The 19,443-nt window shown below is 61.4% G+C and carries 14 protein-coding genes; 6 read left to right on the forward strand and 8 right to left on the reverse strand.

What is annotated here, in order from left to right; genetic code table 11:
- Positions 1-33 precede the first annotated feature (33 nt).
- The 7 genes from OKW38_RS28935 to OKW38_RS28965 all read right to left on the reverse strand — a co-directional run bounded on the left by OKW38_RS28935 (position 34) and on the right by OKW38_RS28965 (position 11,041).
- A complete protein-coding gene (locus OKW38_RS28935; RefSeq protein ID WP_429364311.1) occupies positions 34-2,043 on the reverse strand; it encodes an acyl-CoA synthetase in 2,010 nt (669 codons plus the stop codon).
- Positions 2,040-2,996, reverse strand: coding sequence for a fumarylacetoacetate hydrolase family protein (locus OKW38_RS28940; protein WP_429364313.1), 957 nt, complete (start codon positions 2,994-2,996; stop codon positions 2,040-2,042). The genes OKW38_RS28935 and OKW38_RS28940 overlap by 4 nt, the downstream gene beginning before the upstream one ends.
- Before the next feature lie 36 nt (positions 2,997-3,032).
- Complete coding sequence (locus tag OKW38_RS28945; RefSeq protein WP_184063243.1) at positions 3,033-4,103, reverse strand: VOC family protein; 1,071 nt, start codon at positions 4,101-4,103, stop codon at positions 3,033-3,035.
- A gap of 10 nt (positions 4,104-4,113) precedes the next feature.
- Positions 4,114-5,799 (reverse strand): bifunctional 3-(3-hydroxy-phenyl)propionate/3-hydroxycinnamic acid hydroxylase, encoded by a 1,686-nt coding sequence (locus OKW38_RS28950; RefSeq protein WP_429365546.1) that lies wholly within the window; start codon positions 5,797-5,799, stop codon positions 4,114-4,116.
- Positions 5,800-5,901: 102 nt separating this feature from the next.
- On the reverse strand, positions 5,902-7,617 hold the full coding sequence (locus OKW38_RS28955) for a sulfatase-like hydrolase/transferase (RefSeq protein ID WP_429364315.1): 1,716 nt from the start codon (positions 7,615-7,617) through the stop codon (positions 5,902-5,904).
- Between the two features lie 342 nt (positions 7,618-7,959).
- Complete coding sequence (locus OKW38_RS28960; protein ID WP_429364317.1) at positions 7,960-9,057, reverse strand: transporter; 1,098 nt, start codon at positions 9,055-9,057, stop codon at positions 7,960-7,962.
- A 988-nt stretch (positions 9,058-10,045) separates the two neighbouring features.
- Positions 10,046-11,041, reverse strand: a complete 996-nt coding sequence (locus OKW38_RS28965; protein WP_429333446.1) for a hypothetical protein — start codon at positions 11,039-11,041, stop codon at positions 10,046-10,048.
- 211 nt (positions 11,042-11,252) lie between these two features.
- On the opposite strand from OKW38_RS28965, the gene OKW38_RS28970 reads away from it, so the two are divergent.
- From OKW38_RS28970 to OKW38_RS28995, 6 genes are all read left to right on the forward strand, one after another.
- Complete coding sequence (locus OKW38_RS28970) at positions 11,253-12,167, forward strand: fumarylacetoacetate hydrolase family protein (protein ID WP_429364319.1); 915 nt, start codon at positions 11,253-11,255, stop codon at positions 12,165-12,167.
- Positions 12,168-12,425: 258 nt separating this feature from the next.
- A complete protein-coding gene (locus OKW38_RS28975; protein WP_429333444.1) occupies positions 12,426-13,028 on the forward strand; it encodes a cytochrome b in 603 nt (200 codons plus the stop codon).
- A gap of 67 nt (positions 13,029-13,095) precedes the next feature.
- Positions 13,096-14,547, forward strand: coding sequence for a glycosyltransferase family 2 protein (locus OKW38_RS28980; protein ID WP_429364321.1), 1,452 nt, complete (start codon positions 13,096-13,098; stop codon positions 14,545-14,547).
- A gap of 218 nt (positions 14,548-14,765) precedes the next feature.
- Positions 14,766-14,939 (forward strand): hypothetical protein, encoded by a 174-nt coding sequence (locus OKW38_RS28985; protein ID WP_429333442.1) that lies wholly within the window; start codon positions 14,766-14,768, stop codon positions 14,937-14,939.
- Positions 14,915-15,547, forward strand: coding sequence for a TetR/AcrR family transcriptional regulator (locus OKW38_RS28990; RefSeq protein ID WP_090807358.1), 633 nt, complete (start codon positions 14,915-14,917; stop codon positions 15,545-15,547). Before OKW38_RS28985 ends, OKW38_RS28990 begins: the two co-directional genes overlap by 25 nt.
- Before the next feature lie 964 nt (positions 15,548-16,511).
- A complete protein-coding gene (locus tag OKW38_RS28995; protein WP_429333441.1) occupies positions 16,512-17,261 on the forward strand; it encodes a response regulator transcription factor in 750 nt (249 codons plus the stop codon).
- On the opposite strand, the gene OKW38_RS29000 is transcribed toward OKW38_RS28995, so the two are convergent.
- A complete protein-coding gene (locus OKW38_RS29000; RefSeq protein WP_429364324.1) occupies positions 17,203-19,206 on the reverse strand; it encodes a hybrid sensor histidine kinase/response regulator in 2,004 nt (667 codons plus the stop codon). The genes OKW38_RS28995 and OKW38_RS29000 overlap by 59 nt on opposite strands.
- Between the last annotated feature and the right edge of the window lie 237 nt (positions 19,207-19,443).

Raw genomic sequence — 19,443 nt, forward strand, 5'->3', positions numbered from 1 at the left:
ACCACAAACCTGTATAGCTTCCTGTCGACCCGACTATTGGCCGCCCTCGTTGTCCGCGCCTGCCGTCTTCCTGTTGCCCACCCGCACCGCCTCTGCGGCTGCCGCGATCGAGAAGGGAAACGGGAACCGCCCCACTACCGCACTGGCCCTCGCTTCAAGCGCAGCTTCCGGAAGTTCGATATGCAGGGAGATGCCGCTCGACTTGTTCTCGTCGACGCTCACGCGGGCGCCCGCAATGCCGGCTTCGACGAGCGCCGAGCGTAGCGCGTCGGCCGTTTCGCGCCGCTTCAGCTCCGGCTTGAATATCTTGCCGACGGCAGTGAGCGGCATCGCATCCACGATCCGGATCTGCTTGGGCAGTGCGGCCCGCTCGCTGATCTCGCGGCGCACGAACTCCGCCAGTTCCTGCTCGGTGGCGCTTGCGCCGGGCTTGAGCTGGACGTAAGCCACCGGCAACTCTCCGGCGTGCGCGTCGGGCCGCCCGATCGCCGCGGCGATCTGGACTGCGGGGTGGCGGTGAAGCGGTTCCTCGATCGTCGCGGGATCGATGTTGTGGCCGCCCCGAATGATCAAGTCCTTCTTGCGGCCGGTGAGCCGGAAATAGCCGTCGGCATCGCAGCACCCCAGGTCTCCCGTATTGAGCCAGCGCTTGCCATCGCCCAGATCCAGCCAGAGCCCCCTGTTCTGCTCGGGCTGCGCATAACCGGCAAAGACGTTCGGGCCGGAGATCACGAGAATCCCGGCTTCGTTCGCGACGCAGTCGCGGACATATCGGCCGGTGTCGTCGACGATAACGGCCTTCATCGCCTGCCCTGGAATACGCAGCCCGATCGACCCCAGCCGGCGCTCTCCGAGCGGCGGATTGACGCTGCTCACGCAAACCCCCTCGGTGAGCCCGTAGCCCTCGAGAATCCTGATGCCCGTGCGCGCCTGGAAGACACGGAACACCTCGACCGGCATCGGCGCCGCGCCGCACAGGCCGTATTCGAGCGAACCGATATCGCGACCGGCCACGGGAACGTCGAGCAACGACGCGTAGAGCGTAGGGACACCGCTGAAAAAGTTGATGCGGTGGTGTTCGACGATTTCCCAGAAACGCTTGACGACGCCTTCGCCGCGATAACCCTGCGGTGTACCGAGCACCACGTGTGCGCCCCGCGAGAACGGCACGAGCCCCGTCGCCAGAACGGCATTGACATGAAAGAGCGGCAGCCCGCAGAACACCGTCTTGCCCGGGCCGATGCTGTCGCCGAACAATTGGCCGACGCTCCAGGCGTTGGCGACCTCATTGCGGTGGCGGCGCATGGCGATCTTCGGCAACCCGGTGGTGCCGCCGGTACAAAAATAGGAGGACGACTCGTGGGCGCTGAAGCGGCGCCGGCTGTCCAGTGCGGCCCCGGACTCCCGGGCGATCGCACTGCCGAAATCATGGATCGCGACGTGCGAAGGAACGGCGCTGCGAACACCGCCGCCGCCATGCAGCCTCGAACACTCACGGCGTTGCAGGAACCGGGCCGCGAGCCGCTTCGGGCCTCGCACGCGGTCTGCGAGATCGACGAGCACCAGATGCTGCAGGGAGTTCACCCGGTCAAGGACGGCCTGCACTTTAGGCCAAAGGTCGGTCCCCGGGAACGGGGCCAGCGTCACGAGCACCTTGGCCCCCGATGCATTGAGCAGGTCGGCAATGGCAGTGCCCTCCAGCAGGGGATTGATGGCGCAGACGATGCCGGCCGCCTCCCCGCCCCAGATGACAAAATGGGTTTCCGGCAGATTCGGCAGCACATAGGCCACCACGGAGTCGCTGCGCACGCCCAGGCGCGCAAACAGATTCGCGGTTCGAGTGATGTCACGGAGGAGCTCCCGGTAGGTCCAGCACTCCGCCTTCCGGTGATCGTCGGCACGCAGAAAGAACGAGAGCGCGGGCGCTGACGGATCGACGGCCGCACCGCGGCAGATCATCTCGTAGGTGCTCGCGGGCAGATCCGCCGGCACTCCTTGCGCTTCGATCGCAAGGACGTCCGCCTGGCTTGCGATCCCTTTCATGCCGCCTCTCCGACGATGCGATTGCGCTGCACGCCGAGATCGATCAGACCGTCGGGGCTGGCGATACGCGATTCGACGAGGTCGCCGGCCTTCAGATACTGACTCTTGCCCGCTTGCACATTCATGAACATCCTCCACTTGACTGCTTCAGGCAGCAGTGCGGCAATCTTCTGTTTGCCCGGGGACGGAACGCTGAGCGCACAGCCGGACGGCGTGCCCGTCGAGAGCAGGTCGCCGACATACAGGTCATGCACACCCGACAGCTCGGTCAGCGTCTCCGCGGGACCATAGACGAGGTTGGCCGTCGAGTCATTCTGGCGTACGGCGCCGTTAACGGTCAGCGTCAGATCGAGTCGTCGCAGCGTCGGGATGTCGCGCGGCTCGAGCAGACACAGGTAAGGGCCGACCGGGCCGAAAGTGCGGTAGCTCTTGCCTTTATAGAACTGCATCTGCGGGATCTGGATGTCGCGGGCCGAGTAGTCGTTCACGATCACCGCGCCTGCGATGTACTCGTGCAGATTCGCATCGGTGATCGACTGACGGGACGTGATGTCGCGCTTCATCACCAGACCCAGTTCGATCTCGTAGTCGAGAAAGCGCACTTCCTGGGGCCGCACGACGGGCGAGTCGGCCGGGACGACACAGCTCGTCGCCTTCGTGAAGATCATGTTGAACGTCTTCGCATCCGGGTCCATGCCCGATTCGATCATGTGCTGGCGGTAGTTCGCGCCTTGACAGACGAACTGCTGATTACGCGTGACGGGCGAGAGCCACTCCACTTCGGACTCGGGAATCGCCGGCCCGGTCAACGCGGACAGCGTCTCGATAGGGTTCATGCGGATGAAGTCGGCCGTCGTCTCGAACTCGCCCGGAATCGGCGTGACGATGCCCTTGCGGACGACGCCCCACTGGGCGCGGCCTTGATGCTTGTAATGCAGAACGTGCAGTGACATAAATACGCCTCGAATGGCTTTGCAAAATGACTCGCGTCAGGCGAACAGCTTGGCGAGCGTTTTCAGCTTCTCCACCGTCACGTCGGGACTGTGCCGGAGGTTGCGGATGAGCGCTGCCACACTGGCCGGCGTGAACCTGGGTTTGGTGAAGCTGCGCGGCATGGTCGGCCCCCACTGCGACATCGCTTCGCGGCTGACGGCATGCACCCCCAACGGTGCGTCTTCGGTGAACAGGTCGCCGTCGCAGTAGTGCTCGTGCTTGTCGCCCCACGGGTCCTGCCAATAGTCGAACACCTGGCTGCCGAGGATGTGTCGCCCGATACCCCAGGCGTGCGTCCAGCCTTGCTCGCGCAGCACGCGTTGTCCCATCCCGACCGCATCGGCGTCCACCACCTCGTATGCGCTATGGCTGTAGAGCGGTGCGAAGCCTTGGGCCAACGCGAGCGAGTGGTGGTCCGCGGGCGTGGTGCCGAGATCGAGCCGCATGAAGGTGACCGCGGGCGAGCCGTCAGGAAGCACCTGCACGTCGCTTGGGATGAACCCGAAGTGCTGCGTGTACCACGCGCAGGTCTGCTGAAAGTCGGCCAGTTCGAGCACGACGTGCCCGAGGCGGATGACGTCCGGCGCCCCCACCGGCGGGCGCTGCGTCCCGTTGATGCGCACTGCGGCGTCCACGGAGTTCAACGGCAGCGGCGGCCGATGAGGTAGCGCTGACGCCGGCGCCTGGCCGAATATTGCGTCGACGCGGAAACCCGACGGGTCGACCAGGCCCACACGGTAGCCGCCGCCCGGCCACTTCGACGACTCCACGTCCGATGCACCGGGCACGCGCGAAAGCGCCTCAAGATCGGCCCTGCTGTTCACGCGCAAGCCGAAGCCGACGAAACGGGCCTTCGCCGCCTTGCGAGCCACGTAGCAGAAAGGCGCGGCTCCGGTGCCCCGCAGGAACATCCGCTCGCTGTCGCGCGACACGGTACGAAGCCCGAAGTCGTTCAAAAACTGCTCGGCTTTTGCGAGGTCGGGGCGATCGAAGATCAGGTACGCCAGCGCCGACGCTTTCGTCGTCGGGCGCGGATGGCGAGCCGGTTGTACAGTGGTCAGGTTCATGGGGGAAGCCTCAGGCGCAGGGTAGGGTAAGTGCGACAGAGGGCGCAGGCGCGCCGACGGGGGCGCTGATCGGCGCGCCAAGCAAGGCCAGGCTCTCGCGCACCAGCCGGCTCGCTTCGGTCGCCGGTCCGTCGTGGAGGATCGTCCGGTCAGGGCGGATCACGGCGGCCCAGCCGACCGATACGACGCGAGGAAGGAAGACGCCGTCCAGGTCCTCCCAGCTGCCGCCTGGCGCAAGATGCAGCCGCTGCCCGCGATGCGCGATCTGAACGACAGTGCCGCCGGCAGCGGCAAACGCGGTGGCCGTCTCGTTATCGAGCGCAGCGCCCGCGTCGCTGCCGAACCCGATCAGGGTGAGGCCCTTGCCGAGTACGTTGTCGCTCAGGCAGGTTGTGCCGTCGCAACCGCGCACCCAGCCCTGAGCAATGACGGCGCCGCGCACCAGCCTGGTCCGTGTCCGGCCCTTGACGAAGAGCCCGCGCGAACAGGCGTTCTTCGGCTTGAGGCCCAGTTCTTCGAAATGCGCGCGCAGCTGTGGCACGAGCCGCACCATACGCATCAAGCCGTGTGTGAACAGCGCGAGACCGCCATTGCGCGGCATCACCAATTTCCCCATCAACTTCGCGAAGTTGATCATCGCCTTCACATGGGGACGCCGTTCCTGATCGTAGGTCTCCAGAATCTGCGCAGCGGCGCGCCCGCGAATGACCCAGGCGAGCTTCCAGGACAGATTGGCGGCATCGCGCAGCCCGGCGACCAGTCCCTGCCCGACGAATGGCGGCGTGATGTGCGCGGCATCGCCCGCCAGGAAAACGCGTCCTTGGCTGAACGCGTTCACCGTCCTGGCGTGAAAGCGGTAAACAGCCTTGCGCTCGATGACCATGTCGTCAATGCTGCCCCACGGAGCGAGCAGCTCGCGAATGCGCGCCTCGGACTCCATGTCCTCGCGCGTCTCCCCGGGCCGCAGCATGAATTCCCAGCGCTCACGCCCGCCGGGTGCGGGCATATGCGGAGTCGGCCGCCGGTGATCGCAATTGAACTCGACATGGTCGATCGGGCGTGGGACGTTGCGGGCATCGACGATCAGCCAGTCCTCGACGAAGGTCTTGCCTTTGAACTCCTGCCCGATCAGTTGGCGCACGAGCGAGCTGGCACCATCTGCGCCGACCAGGTAGCCGGCCTGGACCGAATGCGTACGCCCCTGACCCAGGTCCAGCGACGCGACGACAAACTCTTGCCCTGCCTGGAATCCGCTGAGCGAAACCCCGAGGGCGGTCTGCACGTGGCCACACCCCGCCAGCCGGCTGCGCAGGCACCGCTCGAGGTCCGGCTGATAGAACGTCACGAGCTTCGGGTGACCGTCCAGGCTACCCAGCGTGTTGGCCTTGCCGAACTCGCCCAGCGCCGGCGAGCGCATCCGCACATAGGGTATGGCCAGCGTCTCGAAATCGCCTTCGGCCACGCCCGCCAGTTGCAAGATACGCAGTGCCTCGTTGTCCAGCGCGATGGCCCGCGGCGCCATGAAGATGTCGGTTGCCTTGTCGATGACCAGGACCTGCACGCCATGACTCGCGAGCAAATTGGCTAGCGCGGCGCCTACTGGCCCAAAGCCGACGACCAGCACGTCGACGACCGACGGCAGCGCTCCGACTGTCCCCCGCAACGGATCATCGCACCCATCGGGTCGAGCGCTCATCTGCGCAATTGTTTCCACTAGGAACTCCGCTTATCCGTTTCGCCGGTTCCGACCGGCTCTTTGTGACATTAATCACCCTGACGGGGCACTCGGTTGTGGGTGTCAACCTACGTTCCACAGCAGCTGGGGACCAGGCAGCATTTGCGCACGATCCTCGCCGATCTCCAGGGCAATCAATTCGTTGCACAACATGGCCATTTTCCAAAGCAGCGCCTCGTTTCCCGGCCGGGCGGCCAGATTGGTCTGCTCCAGCGGGTCGGCCCTGGTGTCGTACAGCTCCAGATCGTTGAATCGCACGAGGTCGGCAAACGAGCCCGGCACATTGTGTTCAGTAGGCCGAAAGTAGCGGGCAAACTTGTACCGGCCGTCGAACACGCCGCGCATTCCGCTTCTCGTTTTCATGCCTTCCAGGAGCAGACCCTTGGTCATCAAAAGTGTCCTCGACAGGGCGCCGTGCGCCGAGGTCACCTCCTGGATCGCCTGGGGGGGCACGCCGTAGATGCGGCTGTCCCACTGATACAGAACGCCTTTGCGGCCACTGCCCGTCGTTCCGCGGTCGCTGGCATGGATTGCCTCCGACAAGTCCACTCCCTGCAGCTGCGGATACGCCGCACGTCGCTCGCCTTCGCTGATTCCGGCGAAGGCAAGGAGCGTGGGCGCGATGTCGATGTGACTGGCAAGGGCAGCGGTGTCCCCGCCAGCGGGCATATCGGGATGCCAGACTGCGAACGGCACGGAGCAGTTCTCGCGGTAGACGACGTTGCCTTTGCCACGCAGCCCGTGCGCCCCGCTCAGCTCGCCGTGATCGCTCACAAAGACGACCACTGTGTCGTTCCACCCTCCGGAGGCATCCAGCGCGTCATAAACGATGCCGATGTTGCGATCCACGTCTCGCAGGCAGTTGAAGTAGTAATTCTGATAGTTCCGCCAGGCGTCGCGATCATCGAGCGGAATGCGTCCGAGCCCCATGTCATAGTCCAACTCGAAGAGCTTGTGCGCAGACACCCGCCCACTGTCGGCATCCTTGCCGAAATTGGCTGGCAGGTCGAAGCCGAGGTTCTGCCGAAAGAGCGGATCGTCGGGCGCGGGCTTGAGCGACACGCCGCCGATCGGCAACTGGACATAGGTCTCGAACTGGCGCTGCGTCGCCAGGAAATACATGATGTCGTGCGGGTTGACGAAGTTGACGGCCGCAAACCACGGTTGGCGGGCGTTTCGTCGGCTGCCGATGAACTGCGCGGCCTTCTCCGCGATGCCGCGATCGGCATCGAACCCGGCGAGGGCGCCGTCGAATTCTCGATCCTGGTCGCTGATGGCGAAACCATAGCTGGCCAATAGGGCCCGCATCCGATCGGTTCCGACCGGCTGGGACGGTAGGTGGCTCAGATGCCACTTCCCGAAATAGGCGGTTTCGTAACCGGCATCCTGCAACATGGTGCCCAGCGTGGGAACCGACTTATAGAGGTCGTGCGCAAACGGAACGGGCACGTTCTCGTAGACACCGTTGTATTGATAGTGGAGTCCCGTGTAAATGTTCCCGCGCGCCATCGAGCACAAGCCGGTTACTCCGTTCATGCCCGAGAATCTCATCGCGCGTTCATACAGCCGATCTCGATGAGGTAGATGGAGGCCTTGGGGAAGCAATGAACCGTGTCTCTCCTGGTCGGTGACAACCAGCAAAATGTTCGGCTGCCGGGCGCGGCGCGCACCAAAGTGAGCGCGCGGACGCTTAGCTTTGCCCAAAGCACGGGCACCTATCATTGCGCCGGCAACCGCAATGCCGGCGCCTATCAATAGTTGTCTTCGATGCAGATTCATGACGTCCTCGGTGCTACTGGAAATATATTCGAAAGCTGTTGTCGGAATTTACGAACGGCGCGGCGTCTGCGCGCGGGATCAGGTTCGTGTTGACATTCACGGCCGGGTCGAGCGTATCGAGCGAGCGCAGCATCGTGCCCCTATATAAAAATGACGATATTGCCATCATGACACAAATGTCGTTTGTACCTTGCAGACAAAGACCGATGGACATCTCGTTTGACCGCGAGCACGCTGGCGGGTAGCCGGGCTTCTCGCTGAGTCCTCGCCGATACGGGCGCGCAGACAGCCGCACGGGCAAGTCACGTTAGTCCCGTTTGAGATCCCTATCGCTACTCGCTGTCAAAAGACCTTGATCAGCCGTATTTGACTGAAGCTGCCTGCCCTTGCATTACGTGACCTGACCGTCGCCATGTACTGAAACGTCAGCGCAGCATTCAGGACCGGCACTTTGGTGGTAAAGAACCCACCGGCATTCAGCGTTTGATACCGACTCGAACCCCAAGGGTTGTTGGAATCGTCCTGAACCTGCTGAACGAAGACGGTATGTAGCCCGAATACTCCGATGAAAGTCTTGTATGCTGCCGCCCCTTCCAGACCCACCCAATTGCCGCTGCGCACGTTGTCGTCCCGATTCCTGGTGTTGAAACCCATGCTCAGCTTTACTGCGAGCGCAGTCTTCGGGGTCGGTAGGTACGCCACCTCGACAGCCGGCCGCACCGTGTAGAAATTGCCGAAGCCGATGTCTGGGGCGGACGGGTTGGACGCGTTATACTGGCCCGTCGGCAGCACAAGTGAAGCGCCTGCCACAACACGAAGCTGCTCGGCGGTATAGAGCCAGCCAGCCTGCAATTCAAGGTCGCCGATCCCCGACACGTCGCCGGATGCACTTGCTCCCTGGCTAGCAAGGTTGCCTTGATATGATGCGCCGAACTGGGTCGCCACAGCGCTTTGCGTTGCGGCCGGAACCGCCGGATTCCACTGCAGAGCGGGCGTTGAAGCGTTGACTTGAGTCGTCTTTGTCTGGGTGCCGTACGGCAGGAGGCCACTGAAAACCAGGTGACCGCCGCCGTAGGTGCCGCTAGTGATATGGCCCAAGGCGAGGTCGAAGAGTTTGAACGTGCCTGTGGAGTCGACCTGGGCAGTGCTGGGGCCATAGGAGGGATACAGCGCCGCAGGCTTCGGCGCGGGCAGGGGCACGGTTCCGCCCGGAATGGAGGCTGTGAGCGTATTACCGTCGTTGCCGGTCACTTTCTGAATGTCCATGTAGGTCGCGGCAACACCGACGGCAAGCCCTGTGGTATCGGGGGGCGTGAACATTTCACCACCAATGCTGCCGGCAATGTTGTACCTCACGTCGAAATCTTCCCCTGCATGCGCAACCATAGCGGTAAGGCTGCTTACCGCCGCCAAGCCAAGATAAATGGAACGATGCAACATCTGTGTCTCCTCCTCTTTGTTGTAGAACTACGGCAACCGGTGGCCCACCGGAGCCATCCATCGGCTCCGGAAAACATGTGTTTCTCGTGGTTGTAAGAAGCGTGGCGGGCGCGTTAGCTGGGCAACCAAGTGCTCTGGACCAGCGTTTCTACAGGCCAGTGCGTGATGAAAGCTCTGGAAGCCGCTGGGATGAACGCTCCGCAAACCGCCTTTAGGGGTACGTGGCTGACCTCGATGTTGCGCATGGCGTTCTCGCTCGCACCGAGCGGGACTCAATGAACCGGTCTTGCAATCGGTCGCATGAACTGAGCGGCAACAGCAGCCCGGGCAAGGTTGCATATCTGGTTAGCCGCATCGTGTTCGCCATGATTTTCTCCAGCAGCGGTGGGCGATGCCGCGCACGATAGGTTGTCGGGCCTTCGTTCGGCGCAAGCCTGCCCGCACCGATAGGGGATATGACCCGCACAAGCCGGGCGACCGTTCCAATATTCAATTTCGATGGTGAGCACGCAGTCATGTCTGCGCAATTGGACGTTGCCGTGAAATCCGATCCCCGAAGTCGCGCGGGCGCGGGGCAACACATTCAGGTATCGGTTCATGGCTGTCTCCCGTCGGCCGGCATTTGTGTTGCATGCGGCATGCGCGTCGCCCATCGCACGACGCAATGATCGTTTATGCGGTTCACATGGTGACAGTATCGTCATCATGACAACACTGTCGTTTACACCTACGCAGCAGGGGTAGCACGTGGTTTGGGAAAATCGCGCTGACCGTGCATGTATGGACCCGATGCCTTTTGCAGGCTTCTTTTTCGGAATGCCGAAGCGGTCTGCATGCGTGTATCCCGCTTGTCCGATGGGTGCTTGCCGAAGCACGCCCGCAGCCGCGATGAGATCCGCGCACTCTTTTCAAATCGGTGCGGAGACTTATCTTCGCATTCCTATCCATCAAAAACTGTCTGCGATCTCTGGCTCCGATCCGAAGCAGTTCAAAGCTGGGGGGCGCAGGCACTGCGCCCATTTGCTGGACCGGCTTGCGCAATGCCAAACCCAATGCCAATTTCTTTGGATACCGCCTGAAATACCTTGCGAGGTACAGCACCTGTTGCGACATGCATGGCGGCTGCGGCGGCGACCCAGGATTGCGTTTCCACTGCTCCAATTCCTGCCTTGGCCATCACCTGCTCGGGATCCCAGTCGTCGAACTGGTCCAATCGACCGGAGCAGTACGCCTCCATGAATGCCTTGTCCCAGCCGTCGTTGAGCCCGGCCAGTTTTGCTGGCATGAGGACGCTAGCGAGGACTTTGGCAATGGTTCGGTGGGCTTTGATCTCGTAGTCGATCCAGGCTTGTTGCGTCACCTGCGTTTGTGCCTTGCCATGCAGGATATAGGGCTTCCATCGGTCCTTCACCGAGTCGATGGGAGGAAACAGCCGGATCGGGTCGTGGGCCAGCCCGCCGGTGCCGATAAAGAGCACGCGAGCCTGAGGCAGCGAGCGCGCAAAGTTGCCGACCGCCTCCCCCAAGGCTCGGGCGCGCGAATAGGGGCTGAATGGCGGTTGGATGCAGTTCACGAAGATCGGCAGGACAGGATAGACGGCTAGCCCGCCGGTCAGGTACTGCAGTGCCTGCGAGAAGCCGTGGTCGACCTCCATGGCGTATGAAACGGTCGTATCGACACCCTGCCCTCGTATCGACTTTACCGCCTGCACCGCCAGGTCCCTGGGGACGTTGAGATGGCCCGGCGTCCCCCCCACATCAGCAAGCGCCGTCGCTTGCACCGCGACACAGAACGACGGCATGCAATTCATTTGCTGCCCCCCATAGTGATCGACGCCAAAGAGGATCACCAGATCAGGTGCGAACGAAGCGATGCGCGCGCGCTGACCCTCGAGTGCCTCGAGAACGTTGTGCACCGAACGACTCTGCTTTGCAGGGAAGTCCAAGAGGGGAGAGTGCGACGCGCACACCATCATGAAATCCATTTACTCACTCCAGGGCAGCTCGCGCCGCCATCTAATCCCTTTTGCCGGGCGGCCCGAGAACAAAAATTTGTCTCTTGCTTGATCGATCAACCAAGGCACGGTATCATGGCAACTTCTACTGGTCAAGCAACGTGGAGGTACCCAAATGAGATTCTGTAGTTTCGAGACCGCTCAGCGGCGGACTTATGGCGTCGTGTGTGACGCAGGTGTCGTGGATCTCAAGGATGCATTGGGTGCGCAAGCACCGGAATCCCTTGAGGCGCTCATTGCAGCGATGGCCGATCATCGCTTGAGACAGGAGACGATCACGGCGGCATTGTTGGGAGTCCAGCCAATTCCATTGAACCAGGTCTCGTGGTGCCCTCCGCTTTCTCGACCTGGTAAGATCATCGGCGTCGCCATCAATAATCGGATGGGACAAGAGTTGGCATTTCGGCCGTTTGCAAATCCCGCCTTCTTTCTCAAGCCTGCCAGCTCGCTGATAGGTTGCGGACGACCCGTAATCGTGCGAGAAGAGTTCGGTCTGACTCACCCCGAGCCAGAGCTTGGGGTAGTGATTGGGCGCGGCGGCAAGATGATTGCGGAGTCGCAGGCGCTCGACCACGTCTTTGGCTACACCATCGTGAATGACGTGACCTCACCCGGGCTGAAAGAACAAGACAGCCTGGAGATTGTTCTGCCCGGGGTGGTCCGTGGCGGCTACCGGGAACTTTTGACCTGGCGTCACGTACGAGACGAGGAGCACGAGCGCTCGATCTATCTGACGTATCACACATTGTCCAAAGGTGCCGATACCTTTGGTCCGATGGGGCCTTGGATCGTCACGCGCGATGAAATTCAGGACCCCAATCGGCTGACGATCAACTCCTTCGACGGCGATGAACTTGTCTTCGAAGATTCAACGGCTAATTTGACATTCTCGGTACAAAGGATTATCGCCCACGCGTCCAAATACATGACGCTTGAACCAGGCGATGTGCTGCATTGCGGCACTGCGATGCAGCCGCGGATCGGTGGCAAGTATCTCATGCTGGCTCATTGGGATATCCGACGCTCAGGCAAGCCCATCTCTGTAGAAATTGAAGGCATAGGCAGACTGGAAAATCCAGTTATCGTGGAGGGCTGAAACAAGCTCAGAAAGAAGATTGATGCCTAATGCAAACGGAAAAACGAAAAAACCGTCGATCCGCACCTCGCTCGCGACCGCATCTTGGCGGACGCGTGTGAGGTGTTTGCCGAGCAAGGGTACACGGCGGCCTCTATATCAATAATGGCAAAAAGCGAACGTTCTATCGGGGTCAATTTATAGACGCAGGCACTATTTGGACGACGCCGTTTTAAACAGGTTGTGCAGGATCGCCTTCATGTCCGGACGGAATCATCGATGACCACTCCGGCCCCTGTCCCGCTTGCGCAGTCGAGCACTGCGCAGGCTTCGTGGCGCTACACCCACACGGCGATGCTGCTGCACTGGATCATCGCGGTGCTGGTGATCGGCAATGTCGTGTTGGGGCTCAGCGCGGATTCGCTGCCTGACGACTGGGTGCGTCCGGTGATCGATACTCACAAATCGATCGGCATCACCGTGCTCTGCCTCGTGCTGTTGCGCATCTTGTGGCGCGTGTCGCACCGGCCGCCGCCGTTGCCGGCCGACTTTCCGGCTTGGGAACGGCGCGCCGCGCACGTCGCGCATTTCGTGCTGTATCTGCTCATGATCGGCTTGCCGCTGTCGGGCTGGTTGCACGATTCGGCCTGGAAAGACGCGGCGACTCATCCGATGCGCCTGTTCAACCTGTTCCCGTGGCCGCGCATCGGCTACGTGACGCGTCTCGATCCGGCGCTGAAGGAAAGCTTGCACGATCGCTTCGGCGCCCTGCATGCGTGGCTCGGCTATGCGCTCTACGCCATGCTTCTGATGCATGTGGGCGGTGCGCTCAAGCATCAATGGATCGATCGCAAGTCGGTGCTCAAACGCATGGTGCCGTGACGGCCGTCGCTGTTCCTTTTGACGCAGGCCTTTTATCAACGCGGTATCGACAGATTCAGCAGCCATTTTGAAGAGATCACTGGAACAGGCGCTCGCGCTCATATCGCCGCGCATTCTGCCGCGCCCCGCCCCGCTGCCGAGCACGCTGATTCACCTGAGTGTCGTCGTGGTATGGCTACTGCTGTTCGCCCGGGCGTTCTTTTTGCATGGCGTGGTGGCGTGGTCCACCGGCCTCGCGTATGTGGCCTACGACACCTTGTTGCTGGCCTTCGTCACACTGAAGACGTTGCCGCTCCTGCGCCCCGCGGCGCCGCTCGATCCGGCCTCGGAGACGCGCAGCTTGCCGGCCATGGGCGTGATCGTCGCCGCGCATGACGAAGCCGCCGTGCTGCCCGTGACGCTTGCCGCGTTGCTGCGGCAGGTGCACGGCCTGATGCAGATCGTGATCGCCGACGACGGCTCCACCGACAACACGCGCGCGCTGCTCACGGAGCGCTTCGGCCTGACCCCGGCCGCGGACGGCAAACTGAGCGCGCCCAGTTCGCTCTATCCCAATCTGTACTGGCTGCGCGTGCCGCATAGCGGCAAGGCGCGCGCGCTGAACGCAGCGATCACCGTGATGACGACAGACACCGTGATGACCGTCGACGCCGACACGCTGCTCGATGACGACGCCACCTACGCGATGCGCGCCGCGTTCGCGAGCGAGCCGAAGCTCGTCGCGGCGGCCGGCATTCTCGTGCCGGTCTGCGGCAAGTCGCTGTCGGGCCGCCTGTTTCAGTGGTTCCAGACCTACGAGTACATGCGCAACTTCATCGCGCGCTTTGCGTGGACGCGCGCCGACAGCCTGCTGCTGGTGTCGGGCGCGTTCGCCGCGTTCAGGCGCGATGCGCTGCTGGCGGTAGGCGGCTTCGACCCACAGTGTCTGGTGGAGGACTACGAGTTGATTCACCGGCTGCGCCGCCATTCGGTGGATCACGGGCTCGGCTGGGCGGTGCGCGTGGTCGGCGACGCGCATGCGCGCACGGACGCGCCCGGCACGCTCGGCAGCTTTCTGCGGCAGCGGCGCCGCTGGTTCGCCGGCTTTCTGCAGACTCAGTACTGGAATCGCGACATGACCGGCAATCCGCGCTACGGCACGCTCGGGATGCTGATGCTGCCGGTCAAGGCGATCGATACGATGCAGCCGATCTACGGCTTGACCGCGTTCGCGCTGCTGCTCGGCTTTCTGTTCGGCGGGCACCGCGCGATCGTGGTGTCGATTTTCAGCGTGATCGGCCTGAAAACCGCCGTCGACCTGGCGTTCTATCTCTGGTCTATCCACCTGTACCGCCGCTGGACCGGCGAGCGCCCCAGCTCGAGTCTGTGGATGGCCATGGCGGCGGCGCTTGCCGAGCCCTTCACGTTCCAGCTGATTCGCCATACCGGCGCGCTGCTCGGCTGGCTGCACTTCCTGCGCGGCGGGCACTCGTGGGGCCGGCAGCAGCGCTCGGGGCTGGTGGCGCCCGACGAACACTGACGAGCCACGCCGGTTGCGCGGTTACGCCGCGAGCGTCGTCCGGTTTGCGCCGGCAGGATCGGCCCGCGCTCGCGTAGCTGCCTTGCCAGGCGATTTCGACGGCAACGGCGGGCTGGCAGACACATCGTCTCGCATGTTCGAGTAGACTGGGTTTCGATGCGGTCCCCGCGTGCGCCGTCGGCCCAGCCTGGTTCCGTTCGCGCCAGGAGGCGTCGCTCATGCATGCAACGCTCCCGCTGGATCGCAGCACCCTCGATGCACCCGCCGAGGCGCCCCTGCGCGATTTGCACCGCGTCGCCATTCACCCCGATCAGACTGGAAAACCCAGTTATCATGGAGGGCTGAAACAAACTCAGAAAGAAGATTTATGCCTAATGCAAACGAAAAAATAAAAAAAAACGTCGATCCGCACCTCGCTCGCGACCGGATCTTGGCGGCCGCACGCGAGGTGTTTGCCGAGCAAGGATACACGGCGGCATCGATATCAAAGATCGCAAAAAAAGCGAACGTGCTTTCGGGGTCAATCTATTGGGCGTTTGAATCCAAAGAGAGGCTCTTTGCAGAAGTCCTTACCATTACCGCAGAGGAATGGAGGCGGAAATTTAAGCCTTTTTCGGATCAGAAGACCGACCCCTATGAAAAGCTGATGGTATTCGCTTCTGGCTTCGTTCAGGCACCGGAATTTTTGCGGCTTATGATGATCGTCGCAACCGAACATCAAGCCAGTCGCCATGAAATACGGGACGCTGCGGTCAAGATCCGGCGCGAATGGAGGGATTATGTCGAGCGATCTGTGGCCCCCCTTTTAGAGGGCTATGAGTCCGACGGTGCGAAGCGCCTTGCCCAAAGAATGGGGCGAATGTTACTTCAATTGCTGGACGGCGTCTTCATGTCGCTTCAGATCGAGCAGAACGAGATGACGGCCGAACAAATGTTCATTGATGTGTCCGGCGTACTGAGACGGGAATTTGAATTTGGCCTTAGTCAACTGAATAGATAAATTGGTGCAACGATTTAAGATGACGAAGTGGCGATTGGCCCGAAGACGCCGGTGCCAGAGGGAGATTTCTTCCGCCAACCGTTGCGCGAGCAGGTCAAGTTGAAGCGTCCGCTCGTGAGTTATCCAATCTAATCGATCGGGATCGGGATGGGGATCGGTTAGCGCAAGCGACTCGCGCTCGCCCTAACGCTAGAAAACCATATCTCGACTAGTTAAACTTGTTTGATACAAGATAAACGCTTATCGCCGCCAAACGGCATTTGCGCCTTCTTGAGCCACCCGTCGTGTCCGGCCCGTCTGAGGCGCTTGGGAAATTGACCTAAAACTGCTCCACAGGGAGCGTGTGCTCCCAGTCCACAGTGAACGGTATGTGGACCGGTAGGCGATGGCCGATACCGGCGTTTGTGTCGCACAGGTCAATGACCGGTTGCGATGTGGATCCGACGTCTGAATGTGCCTCCAACGCGGGAGGCGAATGACGCGTCATGGCCCGACATGAGACAGTCGCCGACAACGCGGAGAGGAACACTTCCTCCTCATAGCTGATTTTCACTGCAAAGGCCGGCCTGAAGGGACAGATCCGGGCCACCGGCCGCTCTAATCACAACGTTGCGACGGCACCGCTGCCTTGTCGTCCGACAGATCCGACTATCGGCGGCCAGAAATGGCCGACAATTAGTGGCAACAATCACCATACTCGACCGCGATCCGCTCGTCTGATCGAGTCGCCGCGGTCTTCGCTGTTTTCAAAGGCCTGTCAGTCATTCCGGTAGGCTTGAATCGCCGAACGACGGGCAAAAACCGCCACATTCGAGGCAATGTCCTATTGATCAGCCGTCGCCGTCCGGGGCATCGGTACACTGCATGTACTATTGGTCTGACACAATGCAAGACCGCCACGGATGTAGCATCATCCGCTGCGTCATTGCGGCCCGCTTCGAAAGCGGTTCTGGGAGACGATGGAATGCGCGTGCTGATCGTCGACGATCACGAACTGTTCAGAGCCGGACTGGCGCTTCTGCTGAGACAGATCTTTCCGGACATCGAGTTGCTGCACGCGAGTACGTTGTCACAAGGTTTGAATCATGCGCTCGGCGAATTCCTGAACATCGTTTTTCTCGATCTCGACCTTCCCGATGGTCACGGTTGCGACGCGCTTGCCGAATTGAAGGAGTCGCGCCCGTCTTTACCGGTGATTGTGATCTCGGCCGACGGTAGCGTGGAAACCATTGGCCGATGCATCGAACTTCGCGCCATGGGATATGTGCCCAAATCGTCATCTCCTGAAGCGCTTCATGCGGCGATAAGCGCAGTGCTGGCCGGCGGCGTATTCCTGCCTGCGTCAAGCATCGCGACGCTCAGGCGTGACATGAGCACAGACGACGCCCCCGCGGATGAACCTCGGAACCCGCAGTCGGGAGGCAACTCAGAAATGAGCACCGCATCTGAACTGGGACTGACTCCGAGAGAGTTCGAAACCTTGGCGTGGCTGGTGCGCGGGCTTCCATCCAAGGTCATCGCGCTGAAAATGGGGCTCGAGGACATTACCGTACGGAAATACATCAGTCATCTGCTCGCGCATTTCAATCTGCGGCGCCGTACGGAATTGATCGTGATGCTTGCAGATAGAGGGATCAAACTTGGCGTTCCGCCAGTCACGGATCCCGCACATGACAAAAGTCTGCCGGCTGTTGGGCGGCAACGAACCGGCTGACTTCAACGAGCGTGTTTTCTGGCGCGGAAGACTTGCGCAGCAACACGAAAGGCTGGGAAAAATCGCGAAGTGATGGCGGGGAAATCAGCTCGCCCGTGATGAACGCAACGGGCAGCGCGCCCGCCCAGTCGAAACGCCGCCTGATCCGTTCGGCAAGCTCAATGCCGTTTGGCCCTTCGCGCAGCCGTATATCGGTGACGAGGACGTCGGGTGCGCGGCCTTCATCGGCCAGAATCGCTTCGAAGCCCGTCATTGACCCGGCAGTATCCACGAGTGCGCCCGCGCTGATAAACAGCCGCCGCAGACCTTCGAGAACGGTCGGTTCGTCGTCGCAAAGCAGGACGTATTTGCCCTTGAGCACGGACGTGTATGCATCATCCTTTCGGTCCTCCGTCCCGATGACCGGCGTCATCATCGAAATTGGAGCGTACAGGGAAAAGTGCGACCCGCGCCCTTCGACCGAATAGAACCTCAAGCTGTGCCCCGGCAGAATCCCAATGACCCGTTGGACGATGGACAGCCCGAGCCCCAAGCCTTTCGAGCGATCGCGGCCCGGGTTGTCAATCTGATAGTACTCGGCGAATATCGCATCCCGATGTGCGGGCGAGATACCGACGCCCGTATCCCAGACGTCGATGCGAAGCCGTTCGCCGACCTCCACCCACCCGATAACGACGCCTCCCGTGCGGGTGTTCTTGATCGCGTTCGATACGAGGTTGGACAATACCCGCTTGAACAGCGAGCGGTCGCTTTCAATGGGCGGCGGGCGGCGCAAGCGCATGGTGCTTCTGATTTCGATGCCCTGCGATCTCGCCGGTTCAAGATATTGTTCAAAAACATCGGCCAGCACGGCTTGTGTATCGATCGGCGACAGGCTTGGAACATACGAACCTAGTTCGCTGTAGTCCTGAATGTTCTTGAACATGTCGAGGATGTCGCCTGCCGTCTCCTCGATGACGTCGAGATCATGCGTTGCGGCGTGACCAGCTTCGAGCTTTGTCCGCGCGCTGCGGATGAAGAGGTTGATTGCGGCGAGCGGCTGCTGGATGTCGTGATAGGCCGATGAAAAGAACCGTTCCTTCTCTCTGACCAGCTCTCTCATGCGTTCATTCTGCCGTTTGACAGCGGAGGACGCCGCCTGAACGCGTGCGCTTGCTGCGCGCAAAGTCCGCCTGAACATAAATTCACGGCGGGCAGCGCGTTCAAACTGAATGCAGATGACAACGCCCATAAAATACATGATGGCCAACACAGACCCACGGGACGCCCAGCCAGCGCCCACCGTGGAAGCGCCCGTCCGTGGCCAGAGAGAAAGGGTAAGGTGAAAGCTTACAACGCCCAGCCCGACTAACCACGCTGCCGTGATTGCTCGAAGTCGGAGCAATGTGAATATCGTGAAAAGGACAAGTAAAAATTCGGGGAATACTTCCCGGAAAGCCAGGGCCGCCGGGTAAAGCTCCATCAACTGCAAGAGGGTGAACCAGCAGCTCAGCATCCATACGCAAAGCAATCCGACCACCCAGCGTTCGTCAAAGGCACGCGGTCCCCACATCAAACATATCGGCACAGCCATACCCACGGCACCTGCGAGCCGCAGATAGCCAACGTGAAAGATGATGCTGGGATCGACCCGGTTCAGCAGCCACCAATCGCGGCGAGCAAACAGGATCCACAGCAGGAGGCTGGCGGCGCCAGCCAGCCTGCGTTGGCCGGCGTAGCGGCGCGCATAGTCAGTACGGAACGCGCGCTCGAGATCTGCCGAGGCAAACTTGCGTACCACGAAGCCTGACAATTTCATAAGGCCTGCCGGACCAGAAAAATCACCGTGGGATAGTGCTCCACATCGATGAGCTTTATCGCCGCACCACTGGCTGGAAAGATCTCCACCGATCGTGGCTAACGGAGCAATGCGGCGAATTGCAGCGAAAGCGATGTCGAAGGCCACGGATGCACAACGCCCTCGTCCGTAGCCGCGGTGCGATAAAAACAGAATAGCAGGTCGCCATCCCTACCATCAGCCACAAATGTATCAGCGACGTGACGTGCCCGCAGCTGGACCGTTCAGGAAGGACCGCCGTCGGGAGGCGAATGTCCGACACGTCATCGGGATCGGGATTGGGATCGGACATCGACAGTGCATACATCTTTCGCCGACGGTGGTTGTTCATCGCCTACGCATGTG

The organism is Paraburkholderia sp. MM5496-R1, assembly GCF_050436205.1.
Lineage (GTDB): Bacteria > Pseudomonadota > Gammaproteobacteria > Burkholderiales > Burkholderiaceae > Paraburkholderia > Paraburkholderia tuberum.

What these genes read in the sequence shown, in the direction of transcription:
- OKW38_RS28990 (WP_090807358.1), top strand. Translation starts at nt 14,915, where the DNA reads ATGCCTAATGCAAACGAAAAAATAAAAAAAAACGTCGATCCGCACCTC.
- OKW38_RS28940 (WP_429364313.1), bottom strand. Translation starts at nt 2,996, where the DNA reads ATGTCACTGCACGTTCTGCATTACAAGCATCAAGGCCGCGCCCAGTGG.
- OKW38_RS28985 (WP_429333442.1), top strand. Translation starts at nt 14,766, where the DNA reads ATGCATGCAACGCTCCCGCTGGATCGCAGCACCCTCGATGCACCCGCC.
- OKW38_RS28935 (WP_429364311.1), bottom strand. Translation starts at nt 2,043, where the DNA reads ATGAAAGGGATCGCAAGCCAGGCGGACGTCCTTGCGATCGAAGCGCAA.
- OKW38_RS28995 (WP_429333441.1), top strand. Translation starts at nt 16,512, where the DNA reads ATGCGCGTGCTGATCGTCGACGATCACGAACTGTTCAGAGCCGGACTG.
- OKW38_RS28975 (WP_429333444.1), top strand. Translation starts at nt 12,426, where the DNA reads ATGACCACTCCGGCCCCTGTCCCGCTTGCGCAGTCGAGCACTGCGCAG.
- OKW38_RS28945 (WP_184063243.1), bottom strand. Translation starts at nt 4,103, where the DNA reads ATGAACCTGACCACTGTACAACCGGCTCGCCATCCGCGCCCGACGACG.
- OKW38_RS28965 (WP_429333446.1), bottom strand. Translation starts at nt 11,041, where the DNA reads ATGGATTTCATGATGGTGTGCGCGTCGCACTCTCCCCTCTTGGACTTC.
- OKW38_RS28955 (WP_429364315.1), bottom strand. Translation starts at nt 7,617, where the DNA reads ATGAATCTGCATCGAAGACAACTATTGATAGGCGCCGGCATTGCGGTT.
- OKW38_RS28950 (WP_429365546.1), bottom strand. Translation starts at nt 5,799, where the DNA reads ATGAGCGCTCGACCCGATGGGTGCGATGATCCGTTGCGGGGGACAGTC.
- OKW38_RS28960 (WP_429364317.1), bottom strand. Translation starts at nt 9,057, where the DNA reads ATGTTGCATCGTTCCATTTATCTTGGCTTGGCGGCGGTAAGCAGCCTT.